Source organism: Westiellopsis prolifica IICB1 (genome assembly GCF_004323185.1).
Lineage (GTDB): Bacteria > Cyanobacteriota > Cyanobacteriia > Cyanobacteriales > Nostocaceae > Pelatocladus > Pelatocladus prolificus_A.
Map to the genome: position 1 here is coordinate 15,743 of NZ_NAPS01000005.1, position 18,035 is coordinate 33,777.

27 protein-coding genes are annotated in these 18,035 nt (G+C 39.7%); 13 read left to right on the forward strand and 14 right to left on the reverse strand.

Features of this window, described 5'->3' with window-relative positions:
- Positions 1 to 1,112: pentapeptide repeat-containing protein (locus tag B4U84_RS32015; RefSeq protein WP_278248366.1), on the reverse strand; the 1,112-nt coding region annotated here is incomplete at its 3' end.
- A 133-nt stretch (positions 1,113 to 1,245) separates the two neighbouring features.
- On the opposite strand from B4U84_RS32015, the gene B4U84_RS28035 reads away from it, so the two are divergent.
- A complete protein-coding gene (locus B4U84_RS28035; protein WP_131115777.1) occupies positions 1,246 to 1,767 on the forward strand; it encodes a helix-turn-helix domain-containing protein in 522 nt (173 codons plus the stop codon).
- Entirely contained in the window at positions 1,752 to 2,318 is a 567-nt protein-coding gene (locus B4U84_RS28040) for an IS630 family transposase (RefSeq protein WP_165490378.1), read from the forward strand. Before B4U84_RS28035 ends, B4U84_RS28040 begins: the two co-directional genes overlap by 16 nt.
- Here B4U84_RS28040 and B4U84_RS28045 read toward each other — a convergent pair.
- The 7 genes from B4U84_RS28045 to B4U84_RS28065 form a co-directional block, all read right to left on the reverse strand.
- Entirely contained in the window at positions 2,303 to 2,548 is a 246-nt protein-coding gene (locus B4U84_RS28045; protein WP_131121374.1) for a hypothetical protein, read from the reverse strand. The genes B4U84_RS28040 and B4U84_RS28045 overlap by 16 nt on opposite strands.
- A gap of 81 nt (positions 2,549 to 2,629) precedes the next feature.
- The gene (locus B4U84_RS28050; protein WP_131121375.1) at positions 2,630 to 3,667 is read right to left on the reverse strand and encodes a CHAT domain-containing protein; all 1,038 of its coding nucleotides are present in this window, start codon (positions 3,665 to 3,667) and stop codon (positions 2,630 to 2,632) included.
- A 50-nt stretch (positions 3,668 to 3,717) separates the two neighbouring features.
- The gene (locus B4U84_RS28055; protein ID WP_131121376.1) at positions 3,718 to 5,433 is read right to left on the reverse strand and encodes a pentapeptide repeat-containing protein; all 1,716 of its coding nucleotides are present in this window, start codon (positions 5,431 to 5,433) and stop codon (positions 3,718 to 3,720) included.
- 2 nt (positions 5,434 to 5,435) lie between these two features.
- Complete coding sequence (locus B4U84_RS28060; RefSeq protein WP_131121377.1) at positions 5,436 to 5,687, reverse strand: hypothetical protein; 252 nt, start codon at positions 5,685 to 5,687, stop codon at positions 5,436 to 5,438.
- A gap of 211 nt (positions 5,688 to 5,898) precedes the next feature.
- On the reverse strand, positions 5,899 to 6,054 hold the full coding sequence (locus B4U84_RS30910; RefSeq protein WP_165490379.1) for a hypothetical protein: 156 nt from the start codon (positions 6,052 to 6,054) through the stop codon (positions 5,899 to 5,901).
- 43 nt (positions 6,055 to 6,097) lie between these two features.
- A complete protein-coding gene (locus B4U84_RS30915) occupies positions 6,098 to 6,256 on the reverse strand; it encodes a hypothetical protein (RefSeq protein ID WP_165490380.1) in 159 nt (52 codons plus the stop codon).
- 133 nt (positions 6,257 to 6,389) lie between these two features.
- The gene (locus tag B4U84_RS28065; RefSeq protein ID WP_131121378.1) at positions 6,390 to 6,605 is read right to left on the reverse strand and encodes a ribbon-helix-helix domain-containing protein; all 216 of its coding nucleotides are present in this window, start codon (positions 6,603 to 6,605) and stop codon (positions 6,390 to 6,392) included.
- Between the two features lie 231 nt (positions 6,606 to 6,836).
- On the opposite strand from B4U84_RS28065, the gene B4U84_RS28070 reads away from it, so the two are divergent.
- The 6 genes from B4U84_RS28070 to B4U84_RS28100 all read left to right on the forward strand — a co-directional run bounded on the left by B4U84_RS28070 (position 6,837) and on the right by B4U84_RS28100 (position 10,028).
- Positions 6,837 to 7,364, forward strand: coding sequence for a hypothetical protein (locus B4U84_RS28070; protein ID WP_131121379.1), 528 nt, complete (start codon positions 6,837 to 6,839; stop codon positions 7,362 to 7,364).
- 11 nt (positions 7,365 to 7,375) lie between these two features.
- Positions 7,376 to 7,714, forward strand: a complete 339-nt coding sequence (locus tag B4U84_RS28075; protein WP_131121380.1) for a hypothetical protein — start codon at positions 7,376 to 7,378, stop codon at positions 7,712 to 7,714.
- 112 nt (positions 7,715 to 7,826) lie between these two features.
- Positions 7,827 to 8,480: a hypothetical protein gene (locus tag B4U84_RS28080; RefSeq protein WP_131121381.1), complete on the forward strand. Its 654-nt coding sequence runs from the start codon at positions 7,827 to 7,829 to the stop codon at positions 8,478 to 8,480.
- Positions 8,481 to 8,802: 322 nt separating this feature from the next.
- Positions 8,803 to 9,027 (forward strand): hypothetical protein, encoded by a 225-nt coding sequence (locus tag B4U84_RS28090; protein ID WP_096679711.1) that lies wholly within the window; start codon positions 8,803 to 8,805, stop codon positions 9,025 to 9,027.
- Between the two features lie 168 nt (positions 9,028 to 9,195).
- Positions 9,196 to 9,792, forward strand: coding sequence for a GIY-YIG nuclease family protein (locus tag B4U84_RS28095; protein ID WP_510650819.1), 597 nt, complete (start codon positions 9,196 to 9,198; stop codon positions 9,790 to 9,792).
- Between the two features lie 32 nt (positions 9,793 to 9,824).
- On the forward strand, positions 9,825 to 10,028 hold the full coding sequence (locus tag B4U84_RS28100; protein ID WP_131121383.1) for a hypothetical protein: 204 nt from the start codon (positions 9,825 to 9,827) through the stop codon (positions 10,026 to 10,028).
- Between the two features lie 120 nt (positions 10,029 to 10,148).
- On the opposite strand, the gene B4U84_RS28105 is transcribed toward B4U84_RS28100, so the two are convergent.
- Complete coding sequence (locus B4U84_RS28105) at positions 10,149 to 10,394, reverse strand: hypothetical protein (RefSeq protein ID WP_131121384.1); 246 nt, start codon at positions 10,392 to 10,394, stop codon at positions 10,149 to 10,151.
- Positions 10,395 to 10,816: 422 nt separating this feature from the next.
- On the opposite strand from B4U84_RS28105, the gene B4U84_RS28110 reads away from it, so the two are divergent.
- From B4U84_RS28110 to B4U84_RS28120, 3 genes are all read left to right on the forward strand, one after another.
- On the forward strand, positions 10,817 to 11,617 hold the full coding sequence (locus tag B4U84_RS28110; protein ID WP_131121385.1) for an RMD1 family protein: 801 nt from the start codon (positions 10,817 to 10,819) through the stop codon (positions 11,615 to 11,617).
- 445 nt (positions 11,618 to 12,062) lie between these two features.
- Positions 12,063 to 12,263, forward strand: coding sequence for a hypothetical protein (locus B4U84_RS28115; protein ID WP_131121386.1), 201 nt, complete (start codon positions 12,063 to 12,065; stop codon positions 12,261 to 12,263).
- 135 nt (positions 12,264 to 12,398) lie between these two features.
- The gene (locus tag B4U84_RS28120; RefSeq protein ID WP_131121387.1) at positions 12,399 to 12,905 is read left to right on the forward strand and encodes a hypothetical protein; all 507 of its coding nucleotides are present in this window, start codon (positions 12,399 to 12,401) and stop codon (positions 12,903 to 12,905) included.
- 49 nt (positions 12,906 to 12,954) lie between these two features.
- On the opposite strand, the gene B4U84_RS28125 is transcribed toward B4U84_RS28120, so the two are convergent.
- From B4U84_RS28125 to B4U84_RS30920, 4 genes are all read right to left on the reverse strand, one after another.
- A complete protein-coding gene (locus B4U84_RS28125; RefSeq protein ID WP_131121388.1) occupies positions 12,955 to 13,947 on the reverse strand; it encodes a DNA double-strand break repair nuclease NurA in 993 nt (330 codons plus the stop codon).
- 15 nt (positions 13,948 to 13,962) lie between these two features.
- Positions 13,963 to 15,984, reverse strand: a complete 2,022-nt coding sequence (locus B4U84_RS28130; RefSeq protein ID WP_131121389.1) for an ATP-binding protein — start codon at positions 15,982 to 15,984, stop codon at positions 13,963 to 13,965.
- A gap of 59 nt (positions 15,985 to 16,043) precedes the next feature.
- Positions 16,044 to 16,316: a helix-turn-helix domain-containing protein gene (locus tag B4U84_RS28135; RefSeq protein ID WP_131121390.1), complete on the reverse strand. Its 273-nt coding sequence runs from the start codon at positions 16,314 to 16,316 to the stop codon at positions 16,044 to 16,046.
- Between the two features lie 87 nt (positions 16,317 to 16,403).
- A complete protein-coding gene (locus tag B4U84_RS30920; protein ID WP_165490381.1) occupies positions 16,404 to 16,553 on the reverse strand; it encodes a hypothetical protein in 150 nt (49 codons plus the stop codon).
- A gap of 20 nt (positions 16,554 to 16,573) precedes the next feature.
- On the opposite strand from B4U84_RS30920, the gene B4U84_RS28140 reads away from it, so the two are divergent.
- Both B4U84_RS28140 and B4U84_RS28145 read left to right on the forward strand, forming a co-directional pair.
- Complete coding sequence (locus B4U84_RS28140) at positions 16,574 to 17,020, forward strand: CoA-binding protein (RefSeq protein WP_131121391.1); 447 nt, start codon at positions 16,574 to 16,576, stop codon at positions 17,018 to 17,020.
- Positions 17,021 to 17,090: 70 nt separating this feature from the next.
- Complete coding sequence (locus B4U84_RS28145) at positions 17,091 to 17,570, forward strand: tellurite resistance TerB family protein (protein WP_044447889.1); 480 nt, start codon at positions 17,091 to 17,093, stop codon at positions 17,568 to 17,570.
- Positions 17,571 to 17,633: 63 nt separating this feature from the next.
- Here B4U84_RS28145 and B4U84_RS28150 read toward each other — a convergent pair whose 3' ends face one another.
- Positions 17,634 to 17,945, reverse strand: a complete 312-nt coding sequence (locus B4U84_RS28150; RefSeq protein ID WP_044447891.1) for a chitin binding peritrophin-A domain-containing protein — start codon at positions 17,943 to 17,945, stop codon at positions 17,634 to 17,636.
- Positions 17,946 to 18,035: the final 90 nt, after the last annotated feature.

An 18,035-nucleotide genomic window follows, 5' to 3' on the forward strand; every position in this document is an offset into this window, starting at 1 on the left:
GCACTAGAGAGGCTGGCACCAGTGAGATTGGCACTAGAGAGGCTGGCACGAGAGAGGATGGCACGAAAGAGGAAGGCACTAGAGAGGAAAGCACCAGTGAGGTTGGCACTAGAGAGATTGGCACCATTGAGGTAGGCACCAGTGAGATTGGCACCATTGAGGTAGGCACCATTGAGGTAGGCACCATTGAGGTAGGCACCATTGAGGGGAATATTATTAAGGGGGACACCAAGCTTGATCAATTCTTGAAGTGCGAGGATTCGTGCAGGGCTATCTTTCTGTCCCTTAGCCTGCTCAACAGTACTCCGCAACTGACTAATTTTGAATTCTCTGGTTATAGTAAATCCTAAAAATACAGCTAAAGCAACTAAAGGAATAAAACCAAAGCCAATTAGCCTGAAGCGATGGTTTCGCCTGTACTTGATGCTTTGTTGAATAAATTCAGTAGCTAAACTCGATAATTTTAAGCTTGCCGATTCTTTCTTTTGGGATGCCTGAGCCTCGTTTAATTGTTTCCCTTGCAGTAAATAATCCGGCGACTTTTTATTTTCTTGCCATTCACAAGTCAATCGTTCAATTCTATTCTTTTGTATAATTTGGCTGCGATTTTCATCAATCCAACTTTGTAATAACTGCCAATGCTGAATTAAAGCTTCATGGGCAACTTCTACAGTTTCTTGCCTGTCAGCACTACGACTTGTGACCACCAATCGTGCATCGGCTAAATGTTGCACCAATGACCAATTCTCTTCACCTATTTCGGCTTTCGTTGCCACCCGCCGCGTATCCTCAGTACCTTCACCAGGGCGGACTAATTGCATAAAAATTCGACTTACTTGTTGCTGTTTAGCAGCATTTAAATTCTTGTAAATTGTATCTGCGTGACTAGCTAAAGCACCTTGCACTTCACCAATTACCTCATAAGCTGCATGAGTTAATTGCTTATCGGTGCGTTTCTCCCACAACTTAGTTAAAGCAAACTCCAATAAAGGTAAGTTCCCTGGTTCGGACTCTACATCATCTAAAATGCGTTCTATCAGTCCATCTTGAAATGTGACTTCCAACTTTTGGGCAGGCTTGACAATTACCTCTAATAGTTCAGAGCGATTCATTGACCTGATTTTTATGTCAGCTTTCAACTGATCTGCAAATTCTGGATATGAGAGCGCGTAATACCAATTCTATGTGAGGCTGCATAGAATAGTAGAATAGAGAGTGCCAAAGATTCAAGACCAGAAGTAAACAATGGCACGCGGTTTCAATCTAGAAATATCAGAGAGTGCTGAGTATTTGTCCAAAAGTCTCAGCAAGGCTCGGACATCTGTGGAAAAAGAACGATTGCTTCTTCTGTGGTGGATCAAAACAGGACAAGTGACACAGCATCAACAATTGAGCCAGAGACTAGGTAGAGATGGCTCAACAGTAACACGATGGTTACAAAAGTATCGGCAAGGGGGGCTAGGGAAATTATTAGAGGTGAAAACATCACCTGGGGCAACTCCCAAGATCACACCAGAAATGCGATCGCGGCTGGAGGAGAAACTGAAATGTCCTGAGGGGTTCGGCAGCTATGGGGAAATCGTAGAGTGGTTAAAGCAGGAATTTCATGTAGAAGTCAAATATAAGACAGTCTATCGTCTGGTACGCTATCAACTCCAGGCGAAACTGAAAATACCTCGGCCTGTGAGTAAACAACAGGATGAACAGGCTGTGAGCCTGTTTAAAAAAACATTCCCCACGCCTTTGTCACCTTGCAAAAGCTTTTAGGTCAAGGAAAGCGACTGCGTTATCTGTGTCAGGATGAGACCAGGCTAGGGTTGAAAACGGAAACTGGGCGAGTGATCACTGCTCGTGGTACCAAACCCAWAGCTAGCGTACAGTGGCCAAGAGAGGCATTCTGGCTGTATGGAGTCGTTGAACCATTAACAGGATGGCATTTTTGTCAGGAATATCCTCATCTGGACAGTGAGAATTTTCAGAAATTCTTGGATATCCTATCCCAAGAACTGGGTGATGATATGGCACTGATGCAAATGGATCAACCATCWGCACATCAAGCCTTGGCACTGTCTTGGCCAGAAAATCTCATCCCTATCTTTCAACCTGCTCATAGCCCTCAACTCAACCCAATTGAGCGATTATGGCAGTTTATTAAACGCCAGTTCAAGGGGGAAAACTTTTCTAATTTACAACAACTGCGCCAACGAATTCAACACGAATTAGCTCAAATATCTTCTGAGTTAATCTCCTCTTTGACAAGTTATGATTTCATCCTCGAAGCTCTCTTTCATGAAGCTTTATTCTATGCATCTTCATAGAGAATTGGTATAAAGTGAAATAAGCCGCGATAAGGGCATCGAAGATTATCATAATTGGGAGTATTTCCACCTTGAACAGGAGCATCATTAATCTCTTTACGGTAGCTATATCCATAGTAGTTATAGATATAGGAAACACTACCTTGAATATAGTCGCCTTCAATCCGTTCATTATAACTACCCCCTCCAGTATTGACATCGCGGTTTTCAGGCGGGTTCTGCTCTTCCATATTTTCGCACGAGCTAATTTTTTAATCTATAGGCTGCAAATTGGCAAACTACGAACTTAGAAGTATGTTAATTCAGTTTCCTTAATCTTGTGCTTCTACTTCCTGCCAGCCTTTGATAGCGCCAACAATAAAAGCACCTGCTGGGTTATCAATAGCTTTTTCAAAAGCAGCTAAACCACCTTCCTTGACCGCATTTACTACTCGTTTTTTCAAGGTTGGGTTGCTTTCAATTCGATTTATGGCTTCTGCTGCTACTATCATTTGTTGTGATGTAGTAGTGGTTGGGTAAGTTTGCTCTAATTGTTTTAGTAATAGCTTAATCTCGGCAGCAGCTTCAGCAAGACTTTGGGGCTGTCCTTTCTCGTAGTAGTTACCTTGGATATAGTTACCTTCAATACGCTCGTTATAATTACCACTACCCACATTAATAATTCGTCTATCAGCCATTTTTGCTTTTTTCTCCTTGGAATTAGGTATGAATAAAGTTTTAGAATTATTTCTAATTTTTATCTTTGGAGTTAAAGACTCTGGTATGCCATTTAAATCAAGGTTATTACAGCCAAATTGAAAAGCATCTGCATAGTTTCTCCCAGCACCAAGAGCATCATAAAATGCTACCGAGAAATTAATAGCAGCTTTATCTGTAATAGCGCGTTCCATGCCAATAACACAGTCAATATGCTGGTAGATTGCCTCTGCTTGAGCTTCAGAGTAGCAAGCATTAAGTAGTACACATTCAATTGAGTCTTTACATAACTCAAATAGGGTTGCTAGTGAGTTTGTACTAACTAGTTGCATTTGACCGGAGTTATTTTCTAAAGCTATGCCACCTGATTGAGAATTTAAACGGATAGCATTGCGCTGATGCTGCTCATAATTATTATTTGAATCTACACCATTATTTTTCGTAGCGTGACCAGAAAAATGTACAATTTGTGGTTCATTATCTAATAAAGCACGGCGCAAATCATCAATGCGAACTGCCCATCTGGTAATTAATTCAAATTCTTCTCTTGCTCTAGAACGTTCCAATGCAGCTTGGATTTCCCGCACTTCCTCATCTAAACGCAGTTTATTTGTATCTTTGGGATTAGCTGATAATATTAAAATTTTTTTCATACTTTTGATAAACATGTAATTTAGAAAATTTAAGTCATCAAAGTATTTTTTTATTCAGTTGATTGCTCTCCTTCTAAATAATCTCCCTCAAGATAATTACCTTGAATATCCTCGTTGTAATTACCGCTATCCATATTTATGGTGCGATTTTCGGTGTAAAAACTAGGACGCTCTAACGCTGTCATTACCATATTTGTTAGTCTACGAATTTGTATATTTTTTTCTGCTATTAATGCTCTTAATTCTCCCTCTGGTAAGCCTTTAAGCTGATTATAAGTTTCAAAATATTCAGCACTTAGTTGAGACTTATCAGCTGTTTGTGTTGTCTTGGCTCTAAGTAAAAACTTATCCTGACCCCGTTTTTCCATTGCCACAATTTCTAATTCGGCATCTGGGTTATTTTCAGCTAGTTGTTTGAATGCGATCGCGATCGCACGGGGGTCAACGCCTTGGTTATGGTAAAGGTCAAGTGTGTCAACAATTGGTTTGATGAAATCACCGAATTCCCCATCTGCAAATACTTCTTCTCGATTATCTGGTTTGCGCCAGGGATCAGGGTTTTCTTTGGTAGGAAGTCGCATATACACATACTCACACCTCACACCATCAAACTTGGTGTCACTGGTGATACCCCAATCTTGAATGTAGGCTCCGGTGAGAGTAGCACCTGTAAAGTCAGTTGCGTCTAGCTGAGTTTGCTTCAGCTTTGCTCTTGATAAATTAGCGTCCTGCAAATTGGCTTCACTTAAATCTGCACCAATAAAACTAGCATCTGTTAGGTTAGCTCTTTGTAAGTTCACACCTCGCAGATTGAAACTATCAAAGTTTTTGCCAATTCCAATTCCAGTTGTTAACAACTGCTGCACTTGTGGTTTTTCAAGATAACTCGCTCCAACACGGGCAAGGTCAAGTTTTGTAGCTTGGAACCAGCAGGTACAATTTATATTTGCTTTTCTTAAATCTGTGTTCTTGAGCATTGCTTTTGAGAAATTGGCATCTGTTAAATCCGCACCTCGAAAAATGGTTCCACCAATAGAAGCAAAGCCAATAGCTATTGATTTAATAAAAGCAAATTTTTGCTCTCCAGCCAATGCTCTTATAGCAGTGTATACACCTAGTATGGTTGCAATTCCAGTAATAGTTACAACTACGACCGTAGCTTGATCTACGATACCAGTAATAACTGCAACGGAAGTTCCAACGAGAGTAGAAGCAACAACTCCAGTAATAGTTGTAATTCCAGCTATAGCCATAGCTACAGTCCCAGCTATAGAGACAGCTACCACTTCAAGCCCAACCAAAGCAATAGTTACAACTCCAATTATGGCTCCAATAATAGCATCAGCTTCAGGGCCAGATCCTATTCCAACTCCAGCCCCTACTACAGTGACTATGATAGCTATGGTTACAGTTACTAACGCTGCTCCTGCTAGCCCACGTAGGATAGTAACAATACAAAAAGTTACTAACAAAAAGAAAACAGTCACACTAGTAATAGGTTTCGAGTCTAGATTTGCTAATACTGCTCTAACTCCTAATTCCAATGCAAAACCTGACAGTGCTAAACAAACAAAAGCAATATTTAGTAGAAGCACTGCAATATCTGGCTTCAGTCCAGCTTTTACATGACTAAAGTTTGCATTTTTAAGGTTAGCGTTAGTAAAATTTGCACTTCTAATATCAGCGTGGCTGAAGTTTGAACCTTGAAGATTTTTATCTTTAAAAGATTGACCTCTAAGATTTTGATGAGAGAAATCTTCAATCATATTCAATTATCTTCAGTACATTTAACTTCTAAACGTCCATTCTCCCATTTAAAATTACATATTAAACGAAGTGGAAGGTCTGGATTAGATAATGACATTTCAATACTATTTGACATCTTCAGCTTGTCTAACTCCTTATTCAGAATAGGCTCATCTATTCCATGCTTTTCAAGCACATTGTTAAAGTCAGTTAAAAAATCATAAATTTTTGACTTTGATTGGTCTTGAGGTTGCTGATTTTTTTGGTTGTCCATAGTTTTTCTCGTTTATAAAAAATAATTTTGACAAAATTATGGATTGTAGGCAGACTTACACGTTCACAAGTATAGTAAAAATTTACACTTTCAAGGTTTTGACCTCTACACGGAGATTTTGTCCACAGAAGTCTAGAGGCATAATTTGAAGCAGAATATGGACTTAATCTTCTTATACAGGAACAGGACGAAATTTTCCTGAATTTTCACTTTAAATTCCACAACAACACGCCTCTAGCTGTTCTGCTTCACTGTTAGAACACGCAATTGGAGTGCGATCGCTCTGGTTAAATTCAATTTTTAGAGTGGCGATCGCATAGCGTGCCGGATGGCATATCGCACTCCAACAGATAATGACAACACCCAACTTATTAAAAAGGCGACCAACTCGTGCGATCGCCTGAATTTACCTATTTCTTTTGAGCAGGAGGTTGTAACAAAGAAGCAAACTTATCCTTCAAGTCCTCACTTACCTTGGGGGCTTGAATTGGCTGAAGCAAATTTTCGCTTATCTTGGGGGTTTGAATTGGCTGAAGCAAATTTTCAGAAAAGGGAGTATTTTTATTCATAGCAAGTTCAACACACAATTTTTTATCTTCTAAAAATTATTCTATTTTTGTGTCCATACCAAGGTAATCACGCTTGAAGGCGATCGCTTTTTCTCATGGTGTGGCGTACTTAATAGGTTGATAGTCGTTTGATTCATCCGTCCTCTTTAGCCTTCTTAGCTTTGGAGGAGGTTTTTTGTTTTTCTGGAAATTCGCCACCTTCTTTAGCCTGTCTAATACCAATTTCAATCAAAAAAGCTGCTAGGTTGGCTGTTGGCCTGCCTTGTGCATCTGCCAACGCCTCTAAATCATCAAATACTGAGTCCGGAAGAGTTACAGTAAATCGTTTGCTCACGTCACCATTTATCATCGCTTTCGCATCCTATAGTACGCCTTTAGATTCGCCAGTCTCCCAAAAACATCTTTAAAGATGCTTTATAGATTCTAATTGTATGCTGAATGAGCTACGATATAAGACAGTTGCAGTGTTGTTGCTGTAACAAAGGAAAGAAGCGCGATCTCCCTTGATCGCGCCCCCGGTGCTGACACACCGGAGGACTTCCCAACCCACAGATGTTGCCTGTAGGAGGGCTATTAAATTATGTCAAATATTGTTATTAAATTAACTAGTTCAAAAAATTACAGAGCTAGCGGAAGAATTGCACGTCTCATCAGTGTCGGCGTAGCGATCGCCTTTTCTTGTGTTAATTTTCACTTCATAGGTCGTGACGAATTCTCCACCGTCAATAAAGTCCCCATCTCCATTTCTGTAGGAGACTCAGCCAAAGCAAACCCAGCGTTAGCACCCTTAGCCCCAGCTATATGTGCTACTGGCGCTGGTTGTGTAGTTTTGTTGACTGTTACTGTAACTGGTGTCATTACATACTATGTATGGCAGCATCGCTCTAACAATAAGAGAATTCTTGCTGACAAATCCGGAAATTCAGTACTGAAAAAGTACGAAGATTTCATAGATGACAACGACCCCAGATATCAGGGGAAAGATGCAACTCAAGCTAATTCTCCTCAAGAATGTTCTCAAATCGCGAAAAGTTTAGGGAGAGAATTATTAGGTACAGTCAAAAAAGACAAAGGTGGGGTAATTTCTTGGGTGTGTGTATTTAATTAAGGAGTTAAAGAATGCAATCATTAGATACTTGCTCAGACTGGGTAAAAGACTGGGAAAACTCAGTGGCGATATTGCACTATCACAATTCACAGCGATTTGATAAATACTTGAATATACGCTGTGATAAGCGTGAAGGCTCACCAGAAGAGTACATTAACAAATACTCTTTCTTTGACGAAGACACCAACGCAAGGTATGTAGCTCGTTGCTTTGAAATAATTGACAACAATGAAAACAATTTGGAATTATTTCAACAAATAAGTAACGAAGCAGAGGGTGTCCCAATCAGTGAAATCTGGAAAATTTTCTTTGAAGTAGATCAAGTGGAGGCAATTTTACTTAATAAATAAAGCTCGAATTCCAACTACTAAATTTTGAGGTGGGCATAGTTGCTCACCTTTATTTTTAGCGATCGCCCTCACAAATTGGGAATCCTAAACCTAGATTAGTAAGGAGCTAGCTATGGACACAAAAGAGGATTTTCAATTCTTAGAGGAAAGTGTTGCTATAAAGCACAATCCCAAATTTGGGCAAAGAGAATACTTAGTAATACAAACATACCCCATTGGTAAAACAATTAGGGTAATTTACCGTAGCTACGATTACCAAGAAGCGGAACAACAATGTAATTTAGAAAATCTTGCAAATGATTATTGTTCTTTTGCAACAACGGTTTATTATGACGGTAAACTCTGGGTTCCAAGTGTTCTAACTGGAATACCATCCAAAATTTCTGAGCAGCAATTCTGGGAGATTCACGATTATTATAAAAAAGTTAGTAATGATTTAAATATAGATGGTGAGATAGAGATTCACAATTGTAGTTATCCATACTTTTATTCACTCAAAACAGATAATTTACGTGAATACTGGCAACCTCTAACTTGCTTGAAAGATGATTATGGCAGGGATATAGATGTATGTCCTAACTGTGGGTGTAATTTAGTGGAGTATGACTATGAAGATTTGGAAGAAGATGAAGATATTCCCTTAGCCTGTAAGGGATGCAGTAATTATCATGGCGAATTTTATAAAGATATTCACTTAGTCTGTGGGATACATCCCTATGGCTGGCTAAATGACGGGAATTGCCCAGATTTTGAAGTAATCGTGTAGCGATCGCATCCTAACTATTACTAATTTCCTCGCTTGTATATGAAAGCGCGAAAGATAACTGCAACATTTAAATACTGTAATTCAGGTAAACAGGAGGAAAAGACAGTTAATTGTCTGTTTGATGAACGAGCCGAAGAGTACGAGTTAACAAAAGTTTATGTGGTCGAGTTTGGTTGTGAACTAGTTTTTTCTAAGACTGATAACACATTTTTGGTTAATGATTAGTCATCAAGCGATCGCCCATTGGTATAATATTAGCAAATAACTAATACTAGATTAAATTATTTAGTGCAAAATTAATTAACCAATTAGAGAAATATTTATGGATAATAATGAATTAATAAAAGCTCTCGATAGAATATTTAGACAGCTTTACTACCTAAATATCAAAATAGCAGCTTTTAGTTTATTGCTCGTGGGACTTTTCACTATTGCTATTAATTTTTATAGTTCTCTAAATATTGTCAGTATTCTTGGTGCTTCTTTGGGATTGTTAGCTGCTTTTATTGCCTTAGTACTTATGCTTAAAACTAATAAGCTTAATTAGATGTTTGTTGAAAATTAAAAATTGCAGAAATCTTTTATAGTAGAAGTTTACAGACGTTCATATTCGGTATCTTATCGGAACTAGAGGGCGATCGCTCCCTTCAATTAATCCCACCCTTGATTATTTCCAGTTCTAGGGGATAATAATCAACTTGTTGCTACATTGCCCGTGACGACCTTGGAAAACAACCAGCTAAACCTATTTTCTGACGTGATACTTACACCAGCGCACAGAGCAGAAACACTGGTGATGAGCCACAATGCTTTGGTGCAGTGGAAATCTCAAATTTTGGACTATCAGCAGCGAGTGAGGCAGAGCAAGCCACCTCAGCAGGTGACATTATTTGACATTGCCCCAAACCACTGCGACCCAGACCAGATTGATCCGTTGCAGTTACAGGTGCGTAGACGCGAAGCGGCTTGTCGTCAGACATCGCTCTCGTTTTGGAGGATGCCGACGGACAGCCCTGGGGACAGTTGTCTGTACTTTGTAGTTGATAATGCTGCTTCCTTAGTGCTGTATGTGGGTGAAACCTGCCGCTCTAACAAGCGCTGGAAGGGCATACACGATTGCAAAGATTACATCGCCAGCTATCAAGACTTGCATTATCAGTATGGCTTAAAGACTGCGGTTAATATTGCGTTTTGGTGGAACGCGCCTAATGACAGAAAAGCTAGGCAACAGTTGGAGCAGGCATTAATTCAAAAGTGGAAGTCCCCATTTAACAAGGAAATGTGGGAGAGATGGGGGCAACCGTTTGGCTAAACTTTTGATGCTGAAATATAAGGCTTACTGAAATGTCCGACAATTTTCCCTTCTCCAATCCTGAGCAACAGCACCAATGGCATCAGGGTATAGACAACGCCAACCGCAATAATATTTTCTGCCACTGTCGTGCCTGCGGCTATGAGTGGATGGATTCAACATTTGATGCTGTATGTACTAGATGTAACAGCAAAGACATAGAAAGTATCTCAGCTTGGCAGTTTCCAGATGATTGAATCTGCTCATTAAATAGTGCGATCGCAAAAAGCAAAGCCTAGTATTACGGCATAACACGATCACACCCAAAAAGGCTTTATTGAGGAGTAGCGATCGCACCCAAAGCTCGTGAATTTGCCTTATTTCTCCAAGCCCGTCTTAATTTGCTTCAACAAATCCTCATCCCTTGAGGAATTTTCCCATTCACCAGGTAGTTCGAGCCGCACCGATTTAGCACCGCCGCTGGGTGTGCAGACAACCCAATATGTATCGCGCTCCTCATTTACTTGAGCAGCTGTGTTGTTTTCCTTTTCATCCCCAAGACCTGAATATGCCTGTGTGCATGTCCAAGTGATTCCGTCAGCATCCGTAACTTCTCGTGTCATTGTATATCTATAAAATTGCCGTCGTTCTTAATTTACTTAGTTTCTTGTTTTTACACTTCTACCCCCATGATGATTTATTTCACCCGCTATTAATTAATGCGCGAACTCCTGTGTATCATCCCTTCAATTGAGCGATTCTCCAAAGGAGACGCTACGCGAACGCACCCAGTTTTTTGTATATAAAAATAATAATAGCGCCAACCTCAATACAGGCAGGCGCTACTGTTTTATTTAAATTCAGGGAGAAAATATAGTGAAATGACTTCCCTTGCGCTGCTAGCTCTTGCATACTCGGTATCGGTAAATCCCAGATTGACCGATGTTGGTCAGTGGTGAGTAGGGTCCATCTTGCCTGCATCACAATCTGGGATAATTTATTTCCTGGTGTTCCCGTCAGAGACAAAATATAGTATTGGGCGACAATGCAAAAACTCCTTTTTCATGACAGAGATAGTTTTAGAGCGCAGGGCTTATTCCTTGGTAAGAAGATTAACTTACAAAAATTGGAGAATTACGTTTGCTTAGCGACTATGCCATTAATGGTTACAGTAGGTGAACACGGCTGTGCCGTGCTACTGGACTATGGTGCAGTTGTTCTGTTTAACCTTGAGCCTGTGGAGAAAGTAGCCTTTTTAACCCAACTATCCTCTCAAGTTAGTGACTCTTATACCGACCCCGAAACAGAAGAAGTGGAAGTTCATCTCAATGTTGCGGAAAGTGAGCGAGTTAAGGAAGGAAAAATTTTCCTGCATGAATTTAGTGTAGAACGTTTACAGATAGTGGCTGATATTCTTGCTAAAAGTGTTGTTCTTTCTCATTATGAAATGAGCCTAGCAACTGTATTTGATCAAATTGAACCGTTTGCAGCTAGTCTCCAAAGTAACAACAGGAGTCAACGCAAGAGTCGGGAATTATTGCGTCAACTTGGGACTACCCTGTTAGTTCAACATAAGATAGTGGGTCGAGTAGAGATTATCGATAAGCCGGAGTTGCTGTGGGAGTCCCCACAACTAGAAAACTTATATCTGCGTTTAGAGGATGAATACGAAATCCGTGAGCGTCACAATGCCCTGGAACGCAAACTAGAGCTAATTTCCCGAACCGCACAAACGGTACTGGAGTTTATGCAGCATAGTAGTAGCCAGCGAGTAGAGTGGTATGTGGTGATTCTGATTGTGGTAGAGATTCTGCTGTCGCTTTACGACATCCTTTTTAAAGGCTAACGCTTAGTGCCTCTACGTTAGGTGTAGCGACCAGCAATAAGAAATGCTCCGATGCATTTAATGCAGAGTTTCAAGTACTGCTTGATTTTGGTAGTTCTTCTGCCCACTCTATGTTAGCCTTTATTAGGCGCAGCCTTGCTCAATTTAATCTCAGCGATTGCTACAGTCCTACCTGGATTTTGAGTGAGACCTATATTCGCGGACTGAAACTCATTGAAAAAGGTAAACAAATCGATAACACCCTTAATCATTGTTTTTGTGTTTATAAAAATAATAATAGCGCCAACCTCGATACAAGCAGGCGCTACTGCATTTTTAATTAATTCTTGACTCTACTGTCCGAGTTAAGCTCAAGTTAAAATTGGGCTTTTTCCACATAAATAGAAGTGTGCGATCGCATCTGGTTATTATGCAATCACTGAAATATTATTTGCTGGTCTAATTGGTGCGAGCGCCCGATTTCCAAAACTTGTATTACTACTGGCGATCGCATGTACAGCGGATATGTAAGCGATCGCTTTCCTGTTTTCCTCTAAGAATGAAGAGCGAACACAATCAATTTACTTTCGCTGCTACTTTACTTGCTGCTGTTTCCAAACGGCTGGTAAATTGGGAGAAGCGATCGCCTGTCTGGGGTTTTCTCTAATGCGATCGCTTAACATCTAAAATACTGCTGTGGTCAATAGACCTCTCCAGAAATGAGATATCGACCCTGATTATACAAGGCTTGTATATTCTTTTTCGGAGATGTCTAATCACTAGAGGAAAAGTTAGATTGAACATGAATGAGAGTTTGGCAGCTACATTAGGGGAACTACAAGCACAAATATATTGGTTACATGATGCTGAAAAGTTTGCAGAATTGGCATCAGCAGCAGCTACCATATATATGAAACTTGGTTATACTCAACAACAAGCAGAAACGGCAGGTAATTTAATTAGTGAAGCTTATCAATTAGCTGATGATGCTGCTAATGCCCAACAAGCAGGTGATTTTGACAAGGAAATGCAGTTTTATCATCAAGCTAAAGATAAATTAATTGCAGTAGAAACTACATTAGGTTATCAAACAAGTATTGCCATACATCAAGTGCAGTGGTGGATGTATTTTCGTCATAAACAAAAACTACAAATCCTTATTCACTTATTTTTACAACATTTGAAATCGGTGGGAATGGTTAACCTATTTCCTGCTATAAAACTAACATATTTTTTGATGGAAATAGGCAGAGTTCATAAATCACGTGACACAGAAACCACCGGGAGCATCCCAATTTTGCAAAAATAGAGAGAGAAAAATAATTCGCGAGATATCATCGCGAATTATTTTTCTCTCTCTATTTTTGCAAAATTGGGATGCTCCCAGAGATACAGTCTGCGTGTTCTACAAAAGCACCACTTTTCTCTAGCCCAGCCAAGTATAAGTTGTAGTTTTTAAAGAGATAATTAGCAAGCGATCGCATGGGCTTGTACATATTTGCTGTCTGCCCAAAAAAAGCAAGTGGCCCATCCTTGATAAACAGCATTTCATTCAACAAATCTGGCTTAATTTTAAGGATGATCCGAATTAGATGAACAAAAATAATCTGTTCTAAAGTACTAATTAAATAGCCTAAAATACCTCCAGCACCTAATTCTTCATCTATGGCTTCATGCAAGCGAAATGCATCTGTTAGAAAAATTTCACCATTACAATGATTGCAGGTAAAAGTATATTTATTACTCATTTGTTCCCGATGCAGGGGAATATTTGAGCTTCCGCAAATTGGACAGCTTGCAAGATTCCACACTGGAACATCTGCTTCATATTCCTGGAAAATAAACCAACGTAATGTAGCAATCAGTTCATCATTATCAATCTTTTGGCAGAAAAAGTCATAGATAGTTCGGCGCACCGAATTTATAAGTGTTCCCTCACTTTTAACCTGGACATTGCGAACAGGTAAAGTAAATTTTAGGCGCTGAATCTGCTTTAACTTCGCCATATCCTCTGGGTCAATGAAAGGCTGCTTGTCAATTCCATCAAGGTCATCAATGCTGAAGATGAGCGCACCTATTTGGAAGAAGCAAACAGTTGATGAGGGGAACCCTGTTTGTACAGCTACCTCTGTATAACCCCCATCAATAGCAACAACGTTGCGTATTGGATTTTTTGCTACAGGCTGATAAATGAAGCGATCGCACCCGTCAAGCGTAACCTCTGAAGCTAACTTAGGAAGATTGCACTGGTTAAGAAATTCCTGTAGAGACGAGTCGTTGATTATATGACTATGTGCAGACTTGCTGGCATACTCCGACGGACGCCGCCCATGCTTGCTTGTATATCCCATAAACTACTTGCTTTCCTAAATTTTAGAGAAACGGTCAATTTGAGTCGGTACTACGAAAGCATTGGAATAGGTTTTCATGCGTACAAAACCTTTATCGCTATCCGCGCTAAATCTGACTAGGGAGTCAGTAAAGTCTCCAAAGTCGTAATACTTTTTAATTTCTTTTGTCTCGTCTTCGTTATTGAGATGAGCAATAAACCAGTTTTGAGTATTCTTCAAAATATTAGAACTAATTGAACTAACTTCTTGGGTTGCATAAACCATACCAAGATTAAGTTTTGCACCTTCTTTGGCAATTCGGTTATAAACTTGAATTAAATTTTTATCATCTTTTTTTGGAAAAAGATTGTGAGCTTCTTCAAAGTAGAATTGAATGAAGTTATTGGGTGTATTTTGAATAAAGCGATTCATTGCATCTGCAAATATCTGTCGGCAAATTCGCTCAGAATACAAACGTTGAATATCAGGGTCGCCTTGGGATAAATCTACAATAATAATCCGCCCATTGCGAAGCTCCTCAATAATTTCTATCTCGAAAGAATTACTAACAGTATCAGTATGTAACTCAGCAATACTACGAAGTTTAATAAAACCGTCTACGTTGACACTACCACCAGGAGTACGCTTCCGGGAAAGAAAGACTAACATGGCTTTCAAGTCTTCATCAGCCCATTCATGACCGTTTTTGCGCTTATATTCCGAAAAAAACTCCAAATTATAATTGTCCCAAATAGTTGTAAACCAGTCACTTGCTTGTTCGATTGAAATACCTTTACTTGGGTCTAGACTTCCATCTTCCTTAACTAATAAATTTAGGTCTTTGTTACCTGAAAACTTTATATTATTAAACCCTTTAGGCACACTAAATCCTGCTTTGTAGAGACAGCATAGATAAGCTGCAACCTTTCGGTCATAGCGGGTACTTACAGAACGATTAGTGTCATAGTCCAGAGGTTTAGTGAAATCTACTGCGCGAAAATTATCAATATAGTTACCTGTACTTTGAGATAAATGTGATCGAACTAATTCAAAACCAGATATTACATCTTGGTAAAAATTAACCTTCATTACCTTGAAATCATCTTTGTTAAGAGTGCTATATCTAGTTGTTTTATTTTTATATATCTCAAAAATGGCTGTACCTTCATCCTGCATATTAGCGTTTGCATACTCACCATTGATGTCAAATATGATTTGACCAACTGGGTATTTTGGTAGTCCACCATCAGTCAATGGCTCTAAATTTTCTGCATCACTACCACTTAACTTATCACTGAGCTTATAAGCAGCCTTTTCGCTCATAGAAACGGTAGCTTGAATAACCTTTTTAACAGTATTTGATTTACCAGTTCGGGTCATTCCAAAAAGGGCAGTACGCTTACCAAGAAAATCTTTTGGACTTACGTATACGGGTACGTCATCTTCTTGTGCTTGAAAACGAAGACTTGAGCTATAACGCACTTTACCAATTTTGATGTCAGTTGGTTTACCCGTGATACCTTCTTCTCGGAAATTTACAAGTAATTCTAGTACGTTAGGATTAGGTTTTACAACTTTGTAGTTATGAGCGCTATAGAAATTTTCAACGTCAGCACCAAAGCGCGTATTGCCCTTATCATCTTTGTAAAAAGTTCCTAGTACTCTGCACTCAAGACCAGAAAAACTAAACTCATACCGTGTGTAGCTATCTAGCTGACTATCTTTACCGCTTGTTTTGAGATTATCCTTATAATACTCAATCATCGAACTGATAACATTATTGTCAGTAGGCAGTTTGGCAGGCTTTAAAACCCGCATCAGTAAAACCTCATGAACGGTATCTTCATTCTCATAATAAGCAAGTAAAAAAGACCCTTGAGGAATACCTTTAGCTTTTAACTTCCAAGCATCAGCAATTAAAATATATGCTTTTTCATAATCAAGATGAAAAGGACGCCCAATAAAAATACCAGTCTCTATACTGCCTGTACTACTATTTCTTTTAAATAAATCAACAGATGCTATTTTGGCTATTACATTGGTGAAACTTAGAGTCATCAATAATTACCTCTTTACAATTACTTATCAAGTGCGTTTAAAAATCTTCGTAACACCGCCTAATTCATCAAATACTTCTCCAACAAATCCTTACCTTGTTTTCCTATCTCTTGCAGCTGCACCTCAATCTTTTGCATTGCCAAGGGCGACGGTTTAGCACGCCCATTCTCCCAGCGATTAATAGTGGGATAAGTCACACCCAAAGTAGCTGCAAACTGTTCTTGTGTCAGCCCAGTCAAAAGCCGAAGTTCACGAATGAGCTTGCCAACTTCTGGTTGATTGATTACCAAGAGTTTCCTAGAGGTTATTTGGCTTTTAAACCCATAGCGCATGATGTAGCGAATGATATATAGTTTGCTGCATTTTAGCTACATCTTGGCTTGATATTAATCCGGACAAGTACAGAAAAATTTTTGCCTTTACTGGGAGACACTTAAATTAAACGTTTTCCACAACCGAAGTGCGATCGCCCCTAATCCCCAGAACCAAGGAGCGATGGCGCGGAGCGCCCGCCGAAAGCGATCGCACTCAATAGCAATTTGTGACCTACCATTTGCAGTAGCACCCAACTGATAGGGAGATTGAGAATATGCCTCTCCTCAAAGAAAATGACAGCGCCATGCGTGATGCGTTGACTCATGCCAAAACCATCGCCGTTGTTGGTCATTCTGATAAACCTGAGCGCACCAGTTATCAAATCGCCCAATTTTTACGGAGTGTGGGCTATACCGTCTACCCTGTGAACCCTACTGTCAAGGAAATCGATGGTCAACCGAGTTATTCTTCACTGCAAGAAATTCCGGGATCGGTGGATATTGTTAATATCTTTCGCCGTTCTGAGTATTTGAGTGAAATTGTTGATGAAGCAATAGCCATCAATGCCAAAACTGTATGGGCGCAACTGGGTGTTGCAGACCAACAATCAGCACAAAAAGCCCTGGATGCGGGACTAAATGTGGTTATGGATGCTTGCATCAAAGTTGAGTATCTGCGGTTGGGTCTACAGTTTCAGGTGTGGGAAATACACGGTTATTGAAATTTGGAAAAATCTTTGTATGTGATAATGACATTGAAAAACTTCCTTAATCTATTTATCAAGGGCAAGCATGACTACTGAAAATGAGGGTTTGTTGTGGTTATTCAGAGAAAAATATACCTTTAGCAAACTTCCAAGTGTTGAAGCTTATAACGGTTATTTGAAGGCGCTTCTGATTTGTGCCAATGGAGATGGTAGATTAGCCGCAGAAGAAAGAGACTGGGTGATTGGGCTTGCTTGTGCTTTTGGCGCACCAAACTCATTAGTGGAGGAAATCAAATCTTATAAAGCCGACGAAGATATCGAGAAGGCGATTGGTGATGCTCCAGAGGCAACTGGTTCACGACGTTATCTTGTTTATGATGCGATTAAAGCTTGCAGTAGTGATGGAGAATATAGTCACCAGGAAAGGGCAACTGTAACTAAAATGGCAGCTAAACTAGGTGTTTCTCAAGATGTGGTTGAACAAATTGAAGAAATTTGTATCGAAGAAGCTAAACTACGGGAGAAAAGAGTGAAACTGATGTATCCAGAGGGAGCGCCTATTTAGGCGAAAATCAAAGCCCAAAAAGCTCATTGTCTCTTTGTTTGGACACTGCTGCTCATCTACCCCTTATTGAGAAGGTGCAAGATCTGAGTTAATCTCACTCTGTATACAACCAGAGTTCTCAGGCGAATCACAAACTTCCAAAACCGCATTGAAGTAAGTACCGGGCGCGCAAGGCATCTTGATAGGACCTGATTTACTACATCTATGGTAAGAAGTACAGTCTTTATCATCAGGAAGAAGTACAACAATGGCAAGATCTGCTGCATCCTCAGGACATACTCCTACTGGTGATGCTTGGGCTTGGTTGAGGAAGAGTCCTGAAAAAGCTACTGCCATTAAGAAAACACAAGTGATGGCCCAAAAAATTTTTTTCATCTCAATTTATCCCCTTTTCTATTATGTTTTAACCAGGGTCAGCGTATCTTCAATGCGTTAACATCATATCATGCTTACAAATCCCTTCAG